Source organism: Phytohabitans maris, from assembly GCF_031085175.1.
Taxonomy (GTDB): domain Bacteria; phylum Actinomycetota; class Actinomycetes; order Mycobacteriales; family Micromonosporaceae; genus Phytohabitans; species Phytohabitans maris.
The window spans coordinates 1-20,003 of record NZ_JAVHUY010000080.1 but is presented as its reverse complement, the minus strand read 5'-3'; the positions used below and the strand labels follow the sequence as shown (position 1 = coordinate 20,003).

Sequence of the window (20,003 nt, the reverse complement as noted above, 5' to 3'; positions counted from 1 at the left end):
GCGCGCTACGAGCTGTTAACCGGGAACTGGCCGGCCGGTTCGGGCTGTGCTGTTGTTCGGCTGGTCAGTTACTCCGCTGGCTGCCGTCGGACGTGCCGGCAGAAGGCTCGATCGCTGCGATTGCCGCCCCGACCGGTGCGGTCTTTCCTGCCGCGACCTTGATCTCCAGCAGGGTGCCGGAAGCTTGCGCGGGTATCTCGGTGTCGACCTTGTCGGTGGAGACCTCGACCAGCGGTTCGCCTGCCTCGACGGTGTCGCCGACATGTTTGAGCCAGCGTGTCACGGTGGCCTCGACGACGTGCTCGCCGAATGCCGGCATCGTGACAAACACGGCGAGGTCGCCGTGCCGTGCGGTGTTGGCCAGTGTGACCGCGGGGGTGGGCTGCTTCTGCCGGGTTGTAGCAGGGTCACATCGTCGCGAGCGGTAGTGCTTCCACAGGACGGTAGTGGCGGCCAGGCCGAGAAGTACTGCGGCGGCGCCCTTCCATTGCCGTTCGAATGCTGGGCGCTGATCCCCGAGTGCGGCATCGCCGGCCAGCGTGAGGCAGATGAGGGCGACGAGCCAGCCGTGGGGACGCGAGATCGGTGACGGCTCTGCTCGGGCACGAATAGCTGACACCAGCGCGAGGGCGGTGCTCGCGACAACCACAAGGGGCAACCCGACACGCCATACCGAGCCGATGAGCTGCACGCAACGCAGTATGGGGCAGGCGCAGCGGCCCACCCCAACCGGCGATCGACATCTTGGGCCAGACGCGAGGCGAAGCCGTCCTCATTTGCCGCGATCCGCTCGCTACAAACCGTGACGAAGCTGTCCGGATTGACGCCGTCAGGAGTTCGCTGCGGTCCGGTGTGGCAGCGTGTTGTCGGGCGGGCGAGCGTTGGTCGTTCGCGTCGGCCCAGTCGGGGTGAAGGGTGTGGTCAGCGGGGGAGTGGACCTGCCAGAGGTCCGCTGCGTGCTGTGATGTGCCTGTGCGATTGGCGGGCTCGGGGCTTCCTGGTTGTTCCCTCGTCGGTGATCCGCGCGATGAAGCTGGGCGCCGCCAGGTGTGCTGGCAAGGGCACGGTCGGTCCAGGGTCGCGGACCCCTTTACTCGGCCGATTTATGCTGGTGGCGACCTGGGCAAACGGGCGTGAGCACGCCGCTGGCCCGCCGGACTACCCTGGGGGTCAAGGGGGCGTCGGTTCAAATCCGGCCGTCCCGACCAGGGGTTGACCAGGCAAGATTCAAGATCTTGCCTGGTTTCCGCTAACAGTGATCGCGAATGTCGGTCGTGTCCTCGCCCCGTTAGCGCCATCGAGAAGGCGCCCAAGGGCAAGAGCCGGCGCACCGTTGCCCTTGGTCCGGCCTCGGTGACCGTGCCGCACGCGCACCGGCGCCGCCAGGACGCGGAGAAGGAGGCCGTGTACGAGGATGGCGGCTACGTGTTCTGAAGTAGCTGTTATTGCTGGCGCGCGAGCAGTCCGGCCGCGGTCACCTCGCCACTTCGCCGCACCGCGCCGGCGAAGTCGATGCACATGGCGGCCAGGCTCGGATCCGCCTCGTAGGCGTCGAGCAACGCCTGCGGAGGTCGGCTCGCCGGCCACGCCGCCACCGCTGTCAGCATGACGGTCTGCACCAGGGTGCTCGCGTCCTCGTCGCCGAGTTCGGGCAGGTACCGGAGGACCAGCCGGACCAGGGCCTGCAGCGACTCCCGGATCTTCCGCTTGTGCCGGATCGCCGTCTCCACCGAGATGTTGCGCTCCAGCACGCTCGCCTGAGACGCGATCAGGTCGCACAGCATCGGCCGCGCGGCCAGTGAGACGGCGAAGAGGTCGGCGAGCCGGTCGCCACGCTCCCGCGCGGAGCCGTCCGGTGCCGGAGCGGATTCCAGTTCCGTGATGCACTCCGTCATCTGCGCCTCCAACAGTTCCAGCAGCACCGCCTCGCGCGAGTCGAAGTAGCGCAGCACGTTCGCCTTGGCCAGGCACACCCGGCGGCTCAGCGCGGTGAGGCTCAGCTCGGCCACCGGCATCTTGGCGAGCATCGCCGCCGCGGCGTCGAGGATCTGCCGCCGCCGCTCGGTGCGCTGCTCGTCGGTGCGCGCTCGCTGGAAGGTCACGTGGCCCATGTTACAGACTGGCGGTACTTTACTAATGGACCGGCGGTACGTTAGCTTGGGTTGATAACAGACCGCCGGTACGCAAAGGGGTTCGCCATGTACGAGGTTCCTGACCAGCACGGCAAGCGCATCGTCGTCACCGGTGCGAACAGCGGCACCGGCAAGGAGGCAGCCAAGCGGCTCGCCGGGGCCGGAGCCGACGTGGTCCTCGCGGTGCGCACCCAGGCCAAGGGCGAGCAGGCGAAGGCGGAAATCCTCGCCGCGCACTCCGGCGCCATCCTGGAGGTTCACCGGCTCGACCTGGCCGACCAGGCCTCGGTGCGCAAGTTCGCCGACGGGCTCGTCGCGGACGGCAGGCCGGTGGACGTGCTGGTGAACAACGCCGGCGTGATGAACGTGCCCGAGCGCACGGAGACGGTGGACGGCTTCGAACTCCAGTTGGCCAGCAACTTCCTCGGTCCGTTCGCCCTCACCGCCCGACTGCTGCCGTTGCTGCTCAAGGCTCCCGCGCCCAGGGTCGTCACCATGAGCAGCGGCGCCGCGACCGGCGGCCGGATCGACTTCGCCGACCTGCAGTCGAGCCGGCGGTACAGCCCGATGCGCGCCTACGCCCAGACCAAGCTCGCCGACCTGTTGATGACGGTGCACCTGGCCGACCTCGCGACGGAGCGCGGCTGGCCGTTGCTGTCGGTCGGCGCGCACCCCGGCTACACCCGCACCAACCTGACGACCGCCGGCCCGCACCTCAACGGCGGCCGCCCCGGCCTGCTCGAGTCCATCGGCTACCGAGTCGTCCCCTCGCAGGACGCCGTCCAGGGCACCGAGCCGCTCCTGTACGCCGCGGCCGACGCCGGCGCCGTTCAGGGCGGTTACTACGGACCCCGCTGGGCCCTCGTCGGGCCGACCAGGCCGGTCCGGCTGCCCCGGCGCGCGCGGGACAAGGAGGCCGCCGCGCGGTTGTGGGCCGAGGCCGAGCGCCTCACCGGAACGTCCGTCTGATTCGCATAATCGAAGGTCGCGCGTAGGACGGAAAAGGCCATCAATCCACGCCTGAAAACCACACAATCGGGCGACCCATATCGACACGAGCGGCAGCAAGCGCAACCGTGATTGCCGGCACGCGGCGCCACCATTCTGGTGCAAACAAACGGAACCGTAACGATAGCGGAGGTGGCGGCGGCGATTGACCGAATGGGCACGTCGTAGCCCATTCCCGTACGCACATGCCGCGGATGACGCGTGTGGCCGTGGCGGGCTCGCTGCGCTCGCCGGGCGTGGCCGCCTGCCAGAACGCGGGCACAAGGAGTTCTGCGCCTTCGGCGTTGTAGCGATGAGTTGGGGCTCCCTGCCGGGTCTAACCTGGCGACACCCGACGGAGGAGGAATCATGGGCAAGGTCATCGCATCCATCACAACGTCGGTCGACGGCTACGTCACCGGTCCTGACGACGGGCCGCAGTACGGCCTGGGCCGAGGCGGCGAGCGTTTGCACTACTGGGTGATGGGTGGTCCGTGGAGCTACGAGGGTGGCCACGACTTCGCGATGCACGGCACCGACAAGGAGTTCTACGACGAGCTCGTCTCGACGATGGCGTCCGGCGTGGTCGGCCGTGGCATGTACGACGCGGCCGGGGCGTGGGGTGGGACCAACCCTTTCCCCGGGACGCTTTTCGTGCTCACCCACCGCACCGCGGACCAGCCGGCGGCGGAGACCGGGTTCCAGTTCGTCTCGGACCTTGACACGGCGCTCGCCCAGGCGGCTGAGGCGGCCGGCGACGGCGACGTCGCCGTCGGTGGCGGCGCCGACGTCATCCGGCAGGCCTTGGCGGCGGGGAAGGTCGACGAGCTGGTCATCTCTACGGCGCCGGTGATCCTCGGCGCGGGTAAGCGGCTGTTCGAGGGGTTCGACCGGGACATGGACCTCGAAGTGGTCAAGGTCTACAGCTCGCCGTATGCCACCCACGTGCGCTACAAGGTCACGAAGTAGCGGCCGCAGTCGTGCGCAGCAGGCCGCGACCGGTCAGCCGCGGCGCGCGGACATCCGGTAGCCGCGAACAGCGCGGGCCGTTTGGCGGCGTCCCGATCGTGTTGGCCCGCCTCGCTATCTGGCGCGGCCACGGGGATCGGGACGCGGCCGGGACGGGGGTGCCAACGATTGGTGCCCCATCGGGACATGTCCCAGGGCTGTGAAGGGTGTGTCCCGTGTCCCGTCGAATGTGTGTGTGGGCCAGTTCAGCGTCGGACAGCGGACGCGACTCGGCGGCCACCACCTGGCGCAGCGTCTCTTGGGCCGCCAGCGATACGGTGAACAGCTCACCGAACGGGATCACCCGCCCGGTGGGTAGCGGGATGCGCTTGTGCGCGACATCAGACTGGTGGTCGCGCCTTCGGTGGTTGCTTTCGGGGGGCGGCTTTGCGCCAGGTTCGTTCGGAGAGCGGCCGAAGGTGGATGAGGTGTTTTCGCATGGCTTCTGCCGCGCCGGGTGCGTCCTGGGCGTGGATGCAGGCGAGGATCTCCGCGTGCTCGCGCAGGATGTCTTGATGGTCGCGCGCGTTGAGGAGGCTGCGCTCTGAGCGGGCTTCGAGGACGGCGTACACCGGCTGTGCGGAGATCACCATCAGGCGGTTGTGGGCGAGCTCCAGGAGGGTCAGGTGGAACGCGCGGTTGAGGTCGCTGATCTCGGCATGGGACAGGCCGGCGTCTGGGGCCGGCACGGTCTTGGCCAGCCGTTCGAGTTGCTCGTCCGTGCGGCGCATCGCGCCCAGCCGGGTGGCCTCCACCTCGATCAGCTCGCGTAGCTCCACGGTTTCGGCGATGCTCACCTCCTCGGCCGCGGTGAGCAGGTTGATCTGCGTGGTCATGAACTCGGAGACGTAGTCGATCGTTGGGCGCATCACGAAGGAACCGCCGGTCGCGCCTTTGGATGTCCGGATCAGGTTTTCGCTGGACAGGACGCGAAGTGCCTCCCGCACCGTCGCGCGGCTGACACCGAACGTCTCGGCGAGGTCGACCTCCCGGGGTAGCCGCTCGCCGGCCCGCAGCTCCGCCTTCAGGATGCTGTCGCGCAGCTGGTCGGCGATCTGCTCGTAGGCCTTGCGAACGCGCTTGAGTCCCGAGCTCGTGTACACGTCCGTCCCTCTACCTTCAAGTCAGACATAACGCATCTGGTGGTGGGTGCACCCACCGAGTCCTTACTGTACAGGACGTTGCCGTTTGCCGGTGACCGGTAGGCGGGTGCTCGCGGAACCTGGTCAAATAAAAGTCTGGCAAAAGACCTCTTGAAGCTTTAGGGTTTCCTCGTTCGCTACCAGAGGAGGTCCGCAGTGCCCGACGAGGAGCGCGGCAGGAGTTACGACGCCGTCATCATCGGCGCCGGTCACAACGGGTTGGTCGCCTCGTTCTACCTGGCTCGGGCCGGGCTCGACGTGCTGGTGCTCGAGCAGCGCGAGGATGCGGGTGGCCTGCTGGCGACGGCCGAGATCGTTCCGGGATACCGGACCAACGCGGTGTCGAACTCGTGCCACAACCTCGAGCCGTCCATCGTCACGCAGATGCGCCTGCAGGACTTCGGGCTGCGGTTCGCCCACCCCGACCCGAGTTCGGTCATGGCCTTCGCCGACGGGCGTCGGTTCGTCGCCGCCAACTCCCGAAGTGCCCTGGCCGACGAGCTCAAAGCGCTCAACTCGGGTGACGTCGACGGCTACTTCGCCACGCTCCAGGTGATGTCCTCCCTCGCCGAGAAGCTCGACGTGTCCTTCTACGAGGGCCCACCCAGCCTGGCCGACCTCTACGGCCGGCTCGACAACGACACTGACCGGGCGCTGTTCCACCGGCTCATGTTCGGCAGCGCCACCGACTTTCTCGGCGAACGGATCTCCTCCGAGGAGGTGATGTCCCTGCTGGGGATGGTCGCCATCTCCGGCAACTACCTGGGGCCGAGCACACCGGGGTCGGCGTACATGCTCTTCCATCGGCCGCTGTACCGCGGCTCGTCGGCCACCCGCAGCGGAGAACGCTTCCACACCCTGGGTACCAGCAAAGTCGCCCCGATCGGCGGGATGGCCGAGATCGCCCGCGCGATGACCGCGTCCGCCCGCGCGGCCGGTGCGGTGATCCGAACCGGGACGGGGGTGGCCTCCATCGTCACCAGGCACGGCCGGGTCACCGGCGTGGTCACCCGCGACGGCGAGGAGTACACGACCGACGCGGTGCTGTCGGCGGTGAACCCGAAACTGACCCTCACCGAGTTCCTTACACCGGACCAACTGGGTCAGGAGCTGGCCACCCAGGCGCGCGGCATCAAGATGGACGGGACGGCCTTCAAGCTCATGCTGGCAGTGGCCGGGACGCCGCGGTTCACCTGTGCCGTCGACGACGCCGAGAACGACCGGCTACTCAAGTGCGGGTTCCGGATGGGAACGACCATCTCCGGGATGGACCAGGGGTACCACGCCGCGCTGGCCGGCGAGTGGTCACGAGAACCGATCATCTGGGGACTGATCCCGTCCTCCATCGACCCCACGCTGGCACCGGAGGGTGGGCACGTGATGAGCCTGACCGTCTTCCACGCGCCGCCGCGGCTTGTGGGCAGCACGTGGGACGTGGAGAAGGACAGGTTCGCCGGCCACATCATCGACCGTCTCGACGCGCTGTACTTCAGACGGCTGAAGGACATGCTCGTGGGATACCGCGCGCTCTCGCCCGAGGACCTGCAGCGTGACTTCGGGCTCGTCGGCGCGCATGTCTCGCACGGCGACATCACCGCGGGCCAGATGTTCGACGCCAGGCCCACCTTCGGACTGGCTCACTACGCCACCCCGGTCGCGGGGCTCTACCTGGGAAGTGTGGGGACGTGGCCGGGCAACTACGTCTCCGGGCTGCCCGGCCGCAACGCCGCCCGGCGACTGCTCGCCGACCGCGCCGACCCGGACCGCTACGCGGAGTTCGGCGCGGCGGGGGCCAACTGATGTCCGGACTCGATACGAGGGAGACAGCCGTGGGGCCTGACCGGCGCGCGGGGGCGGCATTCCTGGAAGCGTCGGGCGTGACCATGCGCTTCGGCGACCACGTCGCTGTACGGGACGTCACCCTGAGCCTGGCCCGGGGAGAGGTCGTGTCCATCATCGGGCCCAGCGGTGCCGGCAAGAGCACGTTCCTGCGCTGTGTCAACCTCCTGGAGATCCCGGAACAGGGCAGCCTGCGGGTCGGCGACACGTCGCTCACCGTGCGGCCGGGCGCCAAACCCAGGGAGAAGGACATCCAGCCCTTGCGCCGGAAGTTGGGGATGGTGTTCCAGAACTTCAACCTCTTTCCCCACCTGACCGTGCTGCGCAACGTCTCACTCGCGCAGGAGCGAGTGCTCGGCCGTTCCCGGGCCGAGGCCGAGGCGCGATCGATGTCGCTGCTGGACCGCGTCGGTCTGGCTGGCAAGGCCGGCGCCTACCCGGGGCGCTGCTCCGGGGGCCAGCAGCAGCGCGTGGCGATCGCCCGGGCCCTGGCGCTGGACCCGGCGGTGATGCTGTTCGACGAGCCCACCTCGGCCCTGGACCCGGAGGTAGGAGCCGAGGTCCTCGCCGTCATGAAAGAGCTCGCCGGCGAGGGCATGACGATGCTGGTGGTGACGCACGAGATGGCTTTCGCACGCGACGTCTCCGACCGGATCGTGGTCATGGTCGACGGCGCCGTGGTGGAGGCGGGCGAACCGCGGCAGGTCATGTCGGACCCGAGCCATCCGCGCACCCGCAGCTTCCTGAGCGCGGTGCTGGGCCGCTGATGTTCCAGTACACCGGATACATCCTGGCCGGCGTGGGGGGCACCGTCGCCATCACGGTGGCCGCCTTCGCCATCGGTGCCCTGCTCGGTGTGCCGCTGGCGGTGGCCAGCCGCAGCGGCCACCGGCTCGTGCGGTGGCCGGCCATCAGCGTGATCGAGGTGCTCAGGTCGGTCCCGAACCTGGTCTGGCTCTTCCTGGTCTTCTTCGGCCTGCCCGAGGTCGGGATCCGGCTCGGCCCGTGGGCGACGGCGATCCTCACCCTCGGCGTCACCAGCTCGGCCTACCTCGCCGAGATCTATCGGGGTGGCTTCAGCGGGCTGGGCCAGGGCCAGTGGCTGGCATCCAAGGCGCTCGGCCTGACGACGTGGGATCGCGGCCGGCACGTGCTGGCGCCGCAACTCGCCCGCGTGGTGAGCCCGACCATGGCGACCTACGCGATCAGCCTGCTCAAGGAGTCGGCACTCGCCTCGACGATCGGCGTGGTCGAACTGACGTTCCGCGGTGGCCTGGTGTCGCAGCGGACCGGCGACGGACTCACCACCTTTGTCGTCGTCGGCGTGGTGTACCTGTTGTTGAGCCTGCCGCTCGCCTACACGTCACGCCGGGTCGACAGCCGCCTGCGCGCGAAGTTCTCAGTCGGTTGAGGCGGACACGATGGACGGATTCCTTTCTGATCTTCAAGTCCTGGGCCCCGGTCTCGGTACCGCGCTCCAGTTGGCCGGGCTGAGCCTGGCACTCGCCTACGTGCTGGGCCTGGTGCTCGCGTTGCTCGTCGACGCGCGGCACCAGATCGTGCGGATCGCCGCCCTCGTCGTCATCGAGGTGGGGCGCGGGCTTCCGCTGCTGGTCATCCTGTACCTCATCTACCGCGGCCTTCCGCAGGCCGGCCTCTACCTCGACCCGATGCCGGCGGCGGTGGTGGGCTTCACCTGGTCCATCGGTGCGTACGCCAGCGAGATCATGCGCTCCAGCCTCAACGCGGTCCCACCCGGACAGCGCGAGGCGGCGGCGGCGTTGGGGCTGGCGCCACGGTCGGCGTACCGCGACGTCCTGCTTCCACAGGCCGCTCGGATCGCCGTCCCACCGCTGATGAACCTGGCCATCAAGGCATTCCAACTCACCTCCCTCGCCTACACGATCACGCTCTCGGAGGTCATGCAGGCCGCGTACCTGCGGGGGAGCGTGACCTTCGAGTACCTGCGCACCTTCGTCGCCGCGGCCGTGCTGTACGCGGCGGTCGCCATCGTGGCGTCGTTGCTGGTGCGGCGATTCGAGAGACGACTCAACCGCCATGTCTGAACGATGGAGAACGATATGAACAAGTCCCGCACGGTCCTCGCCGTGACCGCTCTCGTGTCCACATTGGCCATTACGGCGTGCGCCGATCCCACCTCGGACGAGGCGTCCGGCGCGCCGGGGGAGAACTGCACGCCCGTCCACCCGAACGTGCGGACGATCACGGAAGGCACACTGACCGTCGGGCACTTCCCGAACCCGCCGTTCGCCGACAGCGAGGGAAACACGCTCACCGGCGTCGAGGGTGAGGTCCTCAGCCGGATTGCCGAACGGGAGTGCCTGTCGATCAGGATCGTGCGCGGCAACGTCGCGAGCATGATCCCGTCGGTGGAGTCGGGACGGGCGGACACCACGCTCGGCAGTTGGTACCGCACCGCCGAGCGCGCGAAGGTCGTCCGCCTCAGCGACCCCGTGATCACCGTCCACCTGGCCATCGCCTCACGCAAGGGAAGCGGCATCGAGCAGATCGGCGACCTTCCCGGACACGTCGTCGGGTCGGCGATCGGCTCCCTCTGGGTCGAGGACGTCAACCGCCTGATCGGCAACGACCAGAAGCTCTACGAGACGCTGGAGGCCTCCTACGCCGACCTCAAGGCTGGTCGCATCGAGGCCATCCTGAACTCGCAACCCACGGCGGTGCGGCAGATCGAGATGGCCGGCCTGCAGAACGAGGTCCAGGTGGTCGTCCCCAAACCCGACGACGCGGTGAAGGCGACCCTCCACCCCGGACAGACCAACTTTCCCGTGCACCTGCAGAACGCGAGCCTGCAGGAGGCCATCAACGACGGTCTCGCCGAGCTCCGCAAGACCGGCGAGCTCCGAAAGATCCTGGAGAAGTACGGGATCCCGGCCGACGCCGACAATCCACAGCCACTCCAGACCTTCTGACTCCCCGGCAACAGACCGAAATCCACTATCGAGGAGACCACACCTGCCATGAACGCCAACAATCGGCTCGTCGTCGACGCCCTGCAGAGCAGCAACTTCACCCGAGAACGCTTCCTGGAGATCCGTGCGGGCGGCATCGACTGCATCCACGCCACGGTGGTCATCTGGGAGGACGCGCGGACCACGCTCGACCTGCTGGGCACCTGGAACCGCCTGTTCCGGGAGAACGACGACGTGATCGCGATGGCGCGCAACGGACAGGAGATCCGCGAGGTGGCGGCCACCGGGCGGGTCGCCGTGGTGCTCGGGTTCCAGAACGCCTCGGCCTTCGAGGACGACCTCGACCTGGTGGAGGTCTTCTTCGATCTCGGCATCCGGGTCGTCCAGCTCACGTACAACATCCAGAACCATGCCGGCGCCAGCTGTTACGAGACGGAGGACGCCGGCCTGACGCGCTTCGGCGGCTACGTGGTCGGCGAGATGAACCGGCTCGGCATGCTCGTCGATCTGTCCCACGTGGGGGAGCGGACCTCGCTGGACGCGATCGAGCGGTCGGCCCGGCCGGTCACGATCACGCACGCCAACCCGGCGGCCGTCTGGCCGCACCCCCGCAACAAGTCGGACGAGGTCCTGCGCGAGCTCGCGGCCCGCGGCGGGGTGCTCGGCGTCGCGCCCTACGCCCATCTGACCGGCGGCGGCCCGGTCAGCCTGGAGGAGTGGACGAGCATGGTCGCGTACGCGGTCGACCTGATCGGCGTCGACCATGTCGGCATCGGCAGCGACGCCAGCCACGGGTGGGACGACGAGAAGCTCCAGTGGATCCGAAAAGGACGGTGGTCGCACGAGACCCAGCTCGGCCCGGCGAGCCCCGACGCCCAAGGCTGGCTTCCCTGGCCCGACTTCTTCAAGACCCCCGCGATGTTCCCCACGATCGAGCAAGGGCTGCGGGACAAGGGCTTCACCGACGTCGAGGTCGACAAGCTGGTGGGCGGCAACTGGATGCGAATCTTCGACGAAGGGCTCACGCCGAGCGGGAGCGCCCCGGCCCGGCTCGCGAAGGCGTCCGCATGACCGTGACGTTCACCCGCATGAAGGACGGCACCCGGCAGGAGTACGACTACCTCGACAGCCGGGAACGCGACTTCAACCGGGGCCTGCCGGACCGGATCATCCGCGCGCTGCAGGAGCTGGACGCGTCGTTCGACGGCCACCGGGTCACCCGGCTCGAACATTCGCTCCAGGCGGCCACTCGTGCCCTGCGCGACGGCCGCGACGAGGAGTACGTCGTCACGGCACTCGTCCACGACGTCGGGGACAACCTCGCGCCGTACACGCACAGCGAGATGGTGGGGGCCCTCGTGCGGCCCTTCGTACGGCCGCAGCTGACCTGGATCGCCCGCCACCACGGCGTTTTCCAGCAGCACTACTACACAAACCTCCCGTGGCCGGCCCGGAACGCGCGCGACCGGTTCCGCGACTCGCCCTGGTTCGACGACTGCGCCGAGTTCTGCGAGCTGTACGACCAGGAGAGCTTCGACCCCACGTACGACGCGCTGCCGCTGGCGTCGTTCGAGCCGGCGCTGGGCCGGATCTTCGCGGAACCCCGTTATCTGCGGGAGGAGGCGACGGCATCATGACAGCGGTCGACACGGCGGCCTCGTCGCCGGCTCAGCGGCGGATCCTGCGGACCGAGATTCCCGGCCCCCGGTCCCGTGAACGGCAGGTGCTGCGTGACGCCAACGTCGCCGCGGGTCTGGGGCAGACCCTGCCCGTCTTCGTCGAACGGGCCGGCGGCGCCGTGGTGGTGGACGCGGACGGAAACCATCTGATCGACCTCGCCTCGGGGATCGCGGTCACCGCGGTCGGTGCATCCCACCCCCACGTCGTGCGCCGGATCAGCGAACAGGCACAGCGCTTCACCCACACCTGCTTCCTGGTCACCGAGTACGACGGATTCGTCGACCTGGCCGCCGCGCTCAACCGGATCACGCCGGGCGACCACGCCAAGCGGACCGCCCTGTTCTCCACCGGAGCCGAGGCGGTCGAGAACGCGGTCAAGATCGCCCGGGTCGCGACCGGGCGGCCCGCGGTGGTGGTCCTCGGCAACGCCTATCACGGTCGCAGCCTGCTGACCATGACCATGACGGCGAAGGCCGCGCCGTACAAGGACGGATTCGGGCCGTTCGCGCCGGAGGTCTACCGCGCGCCCGCACCGTATCCGTACCGCTGGCCAGGCGGCCCGCAGCGATGTGCGGAGGAGGCCGCCGAGGCGCTCCGCGACCTGGTCGAGACCCAGATCGGTGGTCACCGGGTGGCCGCGATCGTCGTGGAACCGATCCAGGGGGAGGGCGGGTTCATCGTGCCGCCACCCGGGTACCTGCCGCGGGTCCGCGAACTGGCGGACCGGCACGGGATCGTGTTCGTGGCCGACGAGGTGCAGACCGGGCTCGGACGCACCGGTGACATGTTCGCCTGTGACCGCGAAGGCGTCGTCCCGGACCTGACCATCACGGCCAAGGCACTGGGCGGCGGCATGCCCATCGCGGCGGTGACCGGGTCCGCACAGGTCATGGACGCCGTTCCCGCCGGCGGGCTCGGCGGTACGTTCGCCGGAAACCCGGTGTCCTGCGCCGCCGCACTGGCCACACTGGAGGTCATCGAGCGGGAAGGGCTGGTCGAGCGGGCGCGCGAGATCGAGGCCCTCGCCCTGCCCCGCCTACGCGCCCTGGCCGGCCCGGACTCCCGCGTCGGCGAGGCACGCGGTCGCGGCGCCATGCTGGCCATGGAGTTCGTGCGCCCCGGCAGCCGTACCCCCGACCCCGAAGCGGCCCGCGCGGTCGCCGCCGCCTGCCACCGGCAGGGCGTTCTGGTGCTGGTCTGCGGGACCTACGGCAACGTCGTCCGGCTGCTGCCGCCGCTGGTCATCGAGTCCCACCTGCTCGACGACGCGCTCGGTGTGATCGAGGAGGCGGTGAGGAGCCGATGACCTCGGCCGCCACCGAAACCAGCCACGACCCCCGTACCGGACTGCCCGCCACCACCGCCCGGCCCACGAGCCCGGCCGGGTTGGCGCGAACCATGGCGCGTGCCGTCGCTGCCGCCGCCGGGCTGTCCCGCGTCCCGCCGAAGGAACGCGCCCGGTGGCTGTACGCGGTCGCCGACGCCGTCGAGGCGGCGCGGGACGAACTGGTCCGGCTGGCCGACTGGGAGACCGCCCTGGGCGGTGCCCGGCTGCGGGGCGAACTGACCAGGACCATCGCCCAGCTCCGGTTCTACGCCGACGAAGCGGCCGCCGGTCACTACCTGCGCGTCGAGCACGACACCGGCGACGAGCAGGTGCCGAACATGGCCCGGGTCAGCGTCCCGCTGGGGCCGGTGGCCGTCTTCGGCGCCAGCAACTTCCCGTTCGCCTTCGGGGTGCTCGGCCACGACACCGCCTCGGCGCTGGCGGCCGGCTGCCCGGTGGTGGTCAAGGCGCATCCGGCGCACCTGGGCGTGAGCGACCGCCTGTTCGAGATCGCCCGCACCGCCCTCGCCGGCACCGGCGCGCCGGACGGCGCCCTGGGCACCGTCCACGGGTTCGAGGCCGGCGTCGCGCTGGTGCAGCACCCCGATCTGGCCGCCGTCGCGTTCACCGGCTCACAGGCCGGCGGGATGGCACTGTGGCGCCTGGCCAACGAACGACCGGTGGTGATACCCGTCTTCGCCGAGATGGGCACCGTCAACCCGGTCGCCGTCACCCCGCTCGGCGCGGCGCGGCTCGACGAGGTGGCGCGGGGGCTCGTCTCCTCGTTCACCCTCGGGCACGGGCAGTACTGCACCAAGCCCGGCCTGGTCCTCGCACCGCGCGGCGAAGAGTTCGCGGCTCGCGTCGCCGCGGAGCTGGCGCGGCTCGCACCCGATCCGGTGATGCTCACCCGCGGGATCGCCGACCGCGTCACGTCCGGCATCGAGGCCCTGCGCGACGCGGGTGCCACGACCACCGTGCGGCTCGGCGGCGACGGCCCCGGCTGGTCGGCCCCGGCGGCCGTCCTCGAGGTGCCGCTGGACCAGGTGAAGGCGGGCAGCCGGGTACTGGAGGAGGTGTTCGGCGCGGTCGTCGTCGTCACTGAGTACGACTCGCCCGAGCAGATCCTCGACACGCTGGCGCAATGGCCGGGAGCCCTCGCGGCGACACTGGTCGCCGGGGCCGGCCAGGACCCGTGGGCGGCCCGATGGCTGGACGCGTTGAGCGGACGGGTCGGCCGGGTGGTCCTCGACGGCTGGCCGACCGGGGCGCCGCTCACCCGCGCCCAGCAGCACGGCGGTCCGTGGCCCGCGACGACCCAACCGACCGCTACCTCGATCGGGGCACGGGCGCTGGAACGCTTCGTGCGCCCAGTGGCCTACCAGGGCTTCCGGGACGAACTGCTACCACCGGCCGCCCGGCGTAGCAACCCGTGGTCGCTTCCGTGCCGGGTCGACGGCACCTGGACCGAGGACGGCCGCTCATGACGGCGGTGCTCGACGGGATCGTCGTGGCCGACTTCAGCAGGGTGCTCGCCGGTCCGCTGGCCACCATGACCCTCGCCGACCTCGGCGCCACCGTGATCAAGGTCGAGCGGCCGGGCGTCGGGGACGAGACCCGCCAGTGGGGACCGCCGTGGACGGCGGCGACCAGCGCGTACTTCGAAGCCGCCAACCGGTCCAAGCTGAGCGCCGAGCTGGACCTCGACGATCCGGCCGACCTGGAGGTCGCCACCAACCTGGCTCACGAGGCGGATGTCGTGTTCGAGAACTTCCGTACCGGGTCGCTGGACGTGCGCGGTCTCGGGTACGACGCCGTCGCCGCCGCGAACCCCGGCGTCGTCTACTGCTCCATCTCGGGATTCGGCCCGGGCTCCGCGCTTCCCGGATACGACTTCCTGGTCCAGGCCGTCGGCGGGCTCATGAGCATCACCGGCGACCCGCAGTCACCACCCTCGAAGGTCGGTGTCGCGCTCGTCGACGTGCTGACCGCCAAGGACGCCGTCGCAGGCGTCCTGGCCGCGCTCCTCGAACGCACGACCTCGGGACGCGGACAACACGTCCAGGTCAACCTCCTGTCCAGCCTGCTCGGCTCGCTGGCCAACCAGGCGGCGTCCTACCTGGCGACCGGCACCTCCCCCGACCGTCTCGGAAACCAGCACCCGTCGATCGCCCCGTACGAGACGCTCGACTGCGCGGACGGGCAGCTCGCGGTGGCGTGCGGCAACGACGCCCAGTTCCAGCGGCTCGCCGAAGCTCTCGGGCTGCCGGCGCTCGCCACGGACGACCGGTTCCGCACCAACCCAGCACGGGTCGCCCAGCGGGCCGAGCTGGTGCGGGAACTGGAGTCGGCGCTGCGCCACGCCGACATCGACACCTGGCTCGGCCGGCTGGAACGCGCCGGCGTGCCGGCCGGACGGGTCGGTGACATCGGCTCCGCCTTCGCGCTCGCGGCCCGGCTCGGCCTGAACCCCCGTGTGTCGCTCTCCGACGAGGCGATGGACCAGGTCCGCCATCCCGTCACCTACTCGCGAACCCCCGTAACGGACTACCGGCGGCCGCCGCGGCTGGGCGAGCACACCGACCTCGTCCGCGCCACCTACGCCACCAGGAGCCCGCGATGACCGCCGCCGTACATCAGCCCCACCCCCTGGACCTGCTGAATCTCGACGACCACCTCACCGAGGGCGAACGGGCGGTCCGGGACTCGGTCCGCCGTCTCTGTGACGACCTCGTCGAACCCCACATCGCCGAGTGGTACGAGAACGGGCAGGTCGCCGGGGTACGCGAGCTGGCCGTCGCGCTCGGCGACCTGGGCCTGCTCGGCATGCACCTGGAAGGCTACGGCTGCGCCGGGATGAGTGCGGTCGAGTACGGCCTCGCCTGTCTGGAACTCGAAGCGACCGACTCGGGACTGCGCTCGCTGGTCTCGGTGCAGGGCTCGCTGGCCATGTACGCCATCTGGAAGTGGGCGAACGAGGAGACCAAGCGGCGGTGGCTGCCCCGCATGGCCGGCGGCCACGCGATCGGCTGCTTCGGCCTTACCGAACCCGACCACGGCTCCGACCCGGGCTCGATGCGCACCCGTGCCCGCCGCCAGGGAGGCGACTGGGTGCTCGACGGGACCAAGACGTGGATCACCAACGGCTCCGTGGCCGACGTGGCCGTGATCTGGGCGGTCACCGACGACGGCATACGGGGCTTCGCGGTGCCGACCGGCACGCGCGGCTTCTGCGCTACGGAGATCAAGCACAAGGCGTCGCTGCGGGCCTCCGTGACCAGCGCGCTCGCCCTGGACGGCGTACGGGTCCCGGACGAGTTCGCCTTTCCCGACGTGCGTGGCCTGAAGGGGCCCCTGAGCTGCCTGAACGAGGCACGGTACGGAATCACCTGGGGAGCCATGGGCGCAGCGCGCAGCTGCCTGCGGGCCGCGCTGGACTACACCTGCCAGCGCGAACAGTTCGGCCGACCGCTGGCCGCGTTCCAACTGACCCAGCGCAAGCTCGTGGAGATGAACGTCGAGTACGCCAAGGGTCTGCTGCTCGCCTGGCACCTCGGGCGCCGCAAGGACGCGGGCGTGCTGGCCTCGGCCCAGGTCAGCCTCGGCAAGCTCAACAACGTCAGGGAAGCCCTCAAGATCTGCCGGACCGCCCGGACCCTTCTGGGCGCCAACGGCGTCTCCCTCGAATACCCGGTCATCCGGCACGCCAGCAACCTCGAGTCCGTGCTCACTTACGAGGGAACGGTGGAGATGCACACGCTCGTGCTCGGCCAGTTGATGACCGGTATGCCGGCATTCCGATAACCCGCGGGCGCGCCCGTGCCGCGTGGTCAGCTGTGAAGTCGCGGGGTGAGTGCCGATGCTGGTATCTGTTCCAGGCCGTGGCGCTCGATGTGGCGGGCGAGCTCGGTTGCCCAGCTCGCCAGGTCGGCGGCGGGTATGCCGTGCGGGGCACGGTCGGCGTATCGGGCGACCCGCTCGGCCGCTCGCAGCAGCAATCGGCTAGCGCCGGTTGGGTTCCCGCGCGCCCCGTGGGTCAGTCCTACCGCGAGTTGTGCGAGGCCGCGCCACAGCTCGCGCTCGTTGTCGGGTGCCGACTTCCACACGCCTTCCAGCACCTCGTGCGCGTGAAACGGCTGGCCGGCCTCGATGAGTCGCTGGGCCTGGGTGAGCGCCGCGCTCGGCGACAGCACCACGTCCTCGGGGGTGGTCGGCACCCCGGTCGCACCTCGTGGCAGCGGGCGCCCCAACCCGTCGCGGGGGCGCGCGTTGCGTGGTCGGCCGGCGCCGTCACGGTCCCGCCGTTCCCGTGCGCCGCCGCCCATCGTCGAAGACTCTGCCACTCGCCGATTCTCGCTCATTCCCCGGCAGGATCCCCAGCGAGCGCGTCGGCGGGGCAGGTCGGCAACGTCCTGGGCTGGACCTGCGACGAACAGCAGTCCCGCGCCGTGCTGGACGCGTACGTCGCGGCCGGCGGCAACGTCGTCGACACCGCCGACCAGTACTCCTCGTGGGTCCCCGGCAACATCGGCGGCGAATCAGAGACGATCATCGGGCAGTGGCTGGCCACCGGCGTCGACCGCGGCCAACTGGTGATCGCGACCAAGTGCGGCCGGATGCCAGGCCTGCGGGGGTTGGCGCCGGCGACCATTCGGGCCGCGGTCGACGCCTCACTGCGCCGGCTCGGCACCGACTACGTCGACGTGCTGTACGCCCACCTCGACGACACCGACACCCCGCTCGAGGCGACGCTCGAGACCTTCGACCTGGTCCGGGCCGGCAAAGTCCGGTACGTCGCCGCCTCCAACTACGGCGCCGAACGCCTCGACCAGGCGCTGAAGACCGCCGCCGCCAACGACTGGGCACCGTTCGTCGCCCTGCAAACCCACGACAACCTGGTCGAGCGGTAGGCGTACGAGACGGACCTGCGGGCCGTGGTTGCCCGGTACGGCCTGGCCTGCTTCCCGTACTACGGCCTGGCCAGCGGATACCTGACCGGCAAGTACACCGGCGGATCGGCGCCGGCCAGCCCGCGCTCGGCGGCCGCCGACCGGTACCGGAAGCGCGGCGGGGAACGGGTGATCGACGCCCTGAAAGCGATCGCCGACCGGCGTGGGGTGGTTGTCGGCGCGGTCGCACTCGCCTGGCTCGCCCACCAGCCCACGGTCGTCGCACCCATCGCGAGTGCCCGCACCCCGGACCAGCTAACCGAGATCATGGCCTTCGCGGCGCTAGGGCCTGTATCAAATTCCTTGCCGGGCTGCGCCGGGCCCAGGCGGCGCCATGCGGCGTCGGGCGTAAGCCCGCATACAACACCGGTATGCGACCTTGCGCCCGCCACCACCTGACGCCGCCTGGACTCCGGCTCGCACCGACAAACTCTTTGATACAGGCCCTAGTAGTACTTTGTTAGGTAACTCGAGATTGGTTGTGGTGTAAGGGTTTCACGGTTTGGTGGCATGTGGGGCAGGCGCCGGTCCAGGTCGCGAGGAGGTATTGCAGCTCGCGGATGACCTTGTAGAGGGTCAGGCCGGCGCAGCCGCTTTTGGGTCGTGTCGCAGCAGGGTGATGAACAGGTGCGCGGCGGTGACCAGGGTGACGTGGCGGTGCCAGCCGGTGAAGGAGCGGCCTTCGAAGTGGTCCAGGCCGAGGCCGGTTTTCAGTTCGCGGTAGTCGTGTTCGATCCGCCAGCGGATCTTCGCGGTGCGGATCAGGTCGACGGGGTCGGTGTCGGCGGGTTGGCTGGATAGCCAGTAGGTGACCGGTTCGGCCTCGTCGTCGGGCCATTCCGCGATCAGCCACCGCTCGGGCAGGCTGCCGTCGGGGTTGCGGGGGATGCGGTGCCCAGCCGGACGGACCCGTAGGAACACGAACTGTGAGCTGAGGATGCCTTTGCTGCCTTCGCGCCAGGTGACCGTGGTCGCGGCATCGCGGCCGGCGTCGAGCACGTGCCGGGCAATGCTGGCCGCGTCGTCGGGGTAGTCCGGGCGGGTCGGTGGGCGGCCGTGCCCGGACCACGTGGGTGGCGCGGGTTCCGCGTCGGACCGGTGGGCGAGGGTTTCGCCTTTGACCTGGACGCTGTAGAGGATGCCGCGTTCGTCGAGCGCGGCCCGGAACGGGCCGCTGTCGCCGTAGCCGGAGTCGGCGGTGACCAGGGGTGGTCGCAATCCGTGTGCAGCGAGCCCGTCGATCATCTCGATTGCCAGTATCCACTTCGGACGGTGGCCCTCATCCTCCGGAATCGCGGCCTTGCGGCGCCGCCGCCGCGCGGTCTCGGTCGCGGCAGCGGCGACCGCATCAACATCGACCTCGGCCGGTTCGACAGACGCGGTGGCCCGCGGTGCATTCGTCAACGTCTTACGCTGCTTGGCCTTGGCCGCCTTGACCGCGGCCGGTCCGGCCTTGGCGGCGTCCCAGGACTCCGGCAGGAACAGCCGCCAGTCCAGCGGGCACGACGCCGTATCGGTGACCGCGTGGACGCTGACCCCGATCTGGCAGTTGGCGACCTTGCCCAGGGTGCCGGAGTACTGCCGGGCCACCCCGGGCGAGCCGGTGCCGTCCTTCGGGAACCCGGTGTCATCGAACACCCACGCGACCGGGTCGATCAACTCTACCGCCCGCTCGGCCAGCCGCGCCCGCACCGCCATGGTGTCCCACGTCGACGTGGTCACGAACTGCTGCAGCCCCTGATGATCCACGCCGAGCCGGGCCGCCATCGGCTGCATCGACTTACGCCGCCCGTCCAGCAACAGCCCCCGCAGATACGTCTCGCCCTTGACCCGCTGGTCAGACCGGGCCAAGGGCGTGAACACGTCCGCCGCGAACGCCTCCAGGCGTTGCCGCACAACCGAAAGCTCATCCGGAGTCACCGAAGCATGAAACTACCCGCACCACCCCGACGACCCCACGACACGCCGACCTAACAAAGCACTACTAG

Annotated in this window: 17 protein-coding genes and 2 pseudogenes; 14 read left to right on the top strand and 5 right to left on the bottom strand. The window is 69.8% G+C overall.

Translation table 11 applies throughout. The annotated features are described in order from the left end of the window. Positions 1-109: 109 nt before the first annotated feature. Together RB614_RS43470 and RB614_RS43465 are read right to left on the bottom strand one after the other, a co-directional pair. Positions 110-319 (bottom strand): annotated as a pseudogene (locus RB614_RS43470) (biotin/lipoyl-containing protein); the annotation flags it as partial. 1,123 nt (positions 320-1,442) lie between these two features. After that, on the bottom strand, positions 1,443-2,102 hold the full coding sequence (locus RB614_RS43465) for a TetR/AcrR family transcriptional regulator (RefSeq protein ID WP_308718584.1): 660 nt from the start codon (positions 2,100-2,102) through the stop codon (positions 1,443-1,445). A gap of 96 nt (positions 2,103-2,198) precedes the next feature. Between RB614_RS43465 and RB614_RS43460 the strand changes: the two genes are divergently transcribed. Together RB614_RS43460 and RB614_RS43455 are read left to right on the top strand one after the other, a co-directional pair. Further along, positions 2,199-3,101, top strand: coding sequence for an SDR family oxidoreductase (locus tag RB614_RS43460; RefSeq protein WP_308718583.1), 903 nt, complete (start codon positions 2,199-2,201; stop codon positions 3,099-3,101). Positions 3,102-3,488: 387 nt separating this feature from the next. Next, complete coding sequence (locus RB614_RS43455) at positions 3,489-4,088, top strand: dihydrofolate reductase family protein (RefSeq protein ID WP_308718582.1); 600 nt, start codon at positions 3,489-3,491, stop codon at positions 4,086-4,088. 380 nt (positions 4,089-4,468) lie between these two features. On the opposite strand, the gene RB614_RS43450 is transcribed toward RB614_RS43455, so the two are convergent. Continuing rightward, a complete protein-coding gene (locus RB614_RS43450; protein WP_308718581.1) occupies positions 4,469-5,230 on the bottom strand; it encodes a FadR/GntR family transcriptional regulator in 762 nt (253 codons plus the stop codon). A 195-nt stretch (positions 5,231-5,425) separates the two neighbouring features. Between RB614_RS43450 and RB614_RS43445 the strand changes: the two genes are divergently transcribed. Genes RB614_RS43445 through RB614_RS43395 form a run of 11 tightly spaced genes read left to right on the top strand, consistent with a single transcriptional unit; the run spans position 5,426 to position 16,870 of the window. Further along, on the top strand, positions 5,426-7,069 hold the full coding sequence (locus RB614_RS43445; RefSeq protein ID WP_308718580.1) for a phytoene desaturase family protein: 1,644 nt from the start codon (positions 5,426-5,428) through the stop codon (positions 7,067-7,069). Between the two features lie 29 nt (positions 7,070-7,098). Then, the gene (locus RB614_RS43440) at positions 7,099-7,875 is read left to right on the top strand and encodes an amino acid ABC transporter ATP-binding protein (protein WP_308718579.1); all 777 of its coding nucleotides are present in this window, start codon (positions 7,099-7,101) and stop codon (positions 7,873-7,875) included. Further along, positions 7,875-8,519, top strand: a complete 645-nt coding sequence (locus tag RB614_RS43435) for an amino acid ABC transporter permease (protein ID WP_308718578.1) — start codon at positions 7,875-7,877, stop codon at positions 8,517-8,519. The genes RB614_RS43440 and RB614_RS43435 overlap by 1 nt, the downstream gene beginning before the upstream one ends. A gap of 10 nt (positions 8,520-8,529) precedes the next feature. Continuing rightward, positions 8,530-9,174: an amino acid ABC transporter permease gene (locus RB614_RS43430; protein WP_308718577.1), complete on the top strand. Its 645-nt coding sequence runs from the start codon at positions 8,530-8,532 to the stop codon at positions 9,172-9,174. Between the two features lie 15 nt (positions 9,175-9,189). Then, positions 9,190-10,059 (top strand): ABC transporter substrate-binding protein, encoded by an 870-nt coding sequence (locus RB614_RS43425; RefSeq protein ID WP_308718576.1) that lies wholly within the window; start codon positions 9,190-9,192, stop codon positions 10,057-10,059. Between the two features lie 48 nt (positions 10,060-10,107). Further along, positions 10,108-11,130 (top strand): dipeptidase, encoded by a 1,023-nt coding sequence (locus RB614_RS43420; RefSeq protein WP_308718575.1) that lies wholly within the window; start codon positions 10,108-10,110, stop codon positions 11,128-11,130. After that, positions 11,127-11,696 (top strand): HD domain-containing protein, encoded by a 570-nt coding sequence (locus RB614_RS43415; protein ID WP_308718574.1) that lies wholly within the window; start codon positions 11,127-11,129, stop codon positions 11,694-11,696. Before RB614_RS43420 ends, RB614_RS43415 begins: the two co-directional genes overlap by 4 nt. Next, the gene (gene gabT, locus RB614_RS43410) at positions 11,693-13,045 is read left to right on the top strand and encodes a 4-aminobutyrate--2-oxoglutarate transaminase (protein WP_308718573.1); all 1,353 of its coding nucleotides are present in this window, start codon (positions 11,693-11,695) and stop codon (positions 13,043-13,045) included. The genes RB614_RS43415 and gabT overlap by 4 nt, the downstream gene beginning before the upstream one ends. Next, positions 13,042-14,553: an aldehyde dehydrogenase family protein gene (locus tag RB614_RS43405; RefSeq protein ID WP_308718572.1), complete on the top strand. Its 1,512-nt coding sequence runs from the start codon at positions 13,042-13,044 to the stop codon at positions 14,551-14,553. The genes gabT and RB614_RS43405 overlap by 4 nt, the downstream gene beginning before the upstream one ends. Continuing rightward, on the top strand, positions 14,550-15,689 hold the full coding sequence (locus RB614_RS43400) for a CaiB/BaiF CoA transferase family protein (RefSeq protein ID WP_308718571.1): 1,140 nt from the start codon (positions 14,550-14,552) through the stop codon (positions 15,687-15,689). Before RB614_RS43405 ends, RB614_RS43400 begins: the two co-directional genes overlap by 4 nt. Continuing rightward, positions 15,686-16,870, top strand: a complete 1,185-nt coding sequence (locus tag RB614_RS43395) for an acyl-CoA dehydrogenase family protein (protein ID WP_308718570.1) — start codon at positions 15,686-15,688, stop codon at positions 16,868-16,870. The genes RB614_RS43400 and RB614_RS43395 overlap by 4 nt, the downstream gene beginning before the upstream one ends. A gap of 26 nt (positions 16,871-16,896) precedes the next feature. On the opposite strand, the gene RB614_RS43390 is transcribed toward RB614_RS43395, so the two are convergent. Then, positions 16,897-17,409 (bottom strand): DUF309 domain-containing protein, encoded by a 513-nt coding sequence (locus tag RB614_RS43390; protein ID WP_308718569.1) that lies wholly within the window; start codon positions 17,407-17,409, stop codon positions 16,897-16,899. 6 nt (positions 17,410-17,415) lie between these two features. Here RB614_RS43390 and RB614_RS43385 point away from each other — a divergent pair. Then, a pseudogene (locus tag RB614_RS43385) lies at positions 17,416-18,414 on the top strand (aldo/keto reductase). Positions 18,415-18,591: 177 nt separating this feature from the next. On the opposite strand, the gene RB614_RS43380 reads toward RB614_RS43385, so the two are convergent. Further along, positions 18,592-19,935 (bottom strand): IS701 family transposase, encoded by a 1,344-nt coding sequence (locus RB614_RS43380; RefSeq protein ID WP_308714810.1) that lies wholly within the window; start codon positions 19,933-19,935, stop codon positions 18,592-18,594. Positions 19,936-20,003 lie beyond the last annotated feature (68 nt).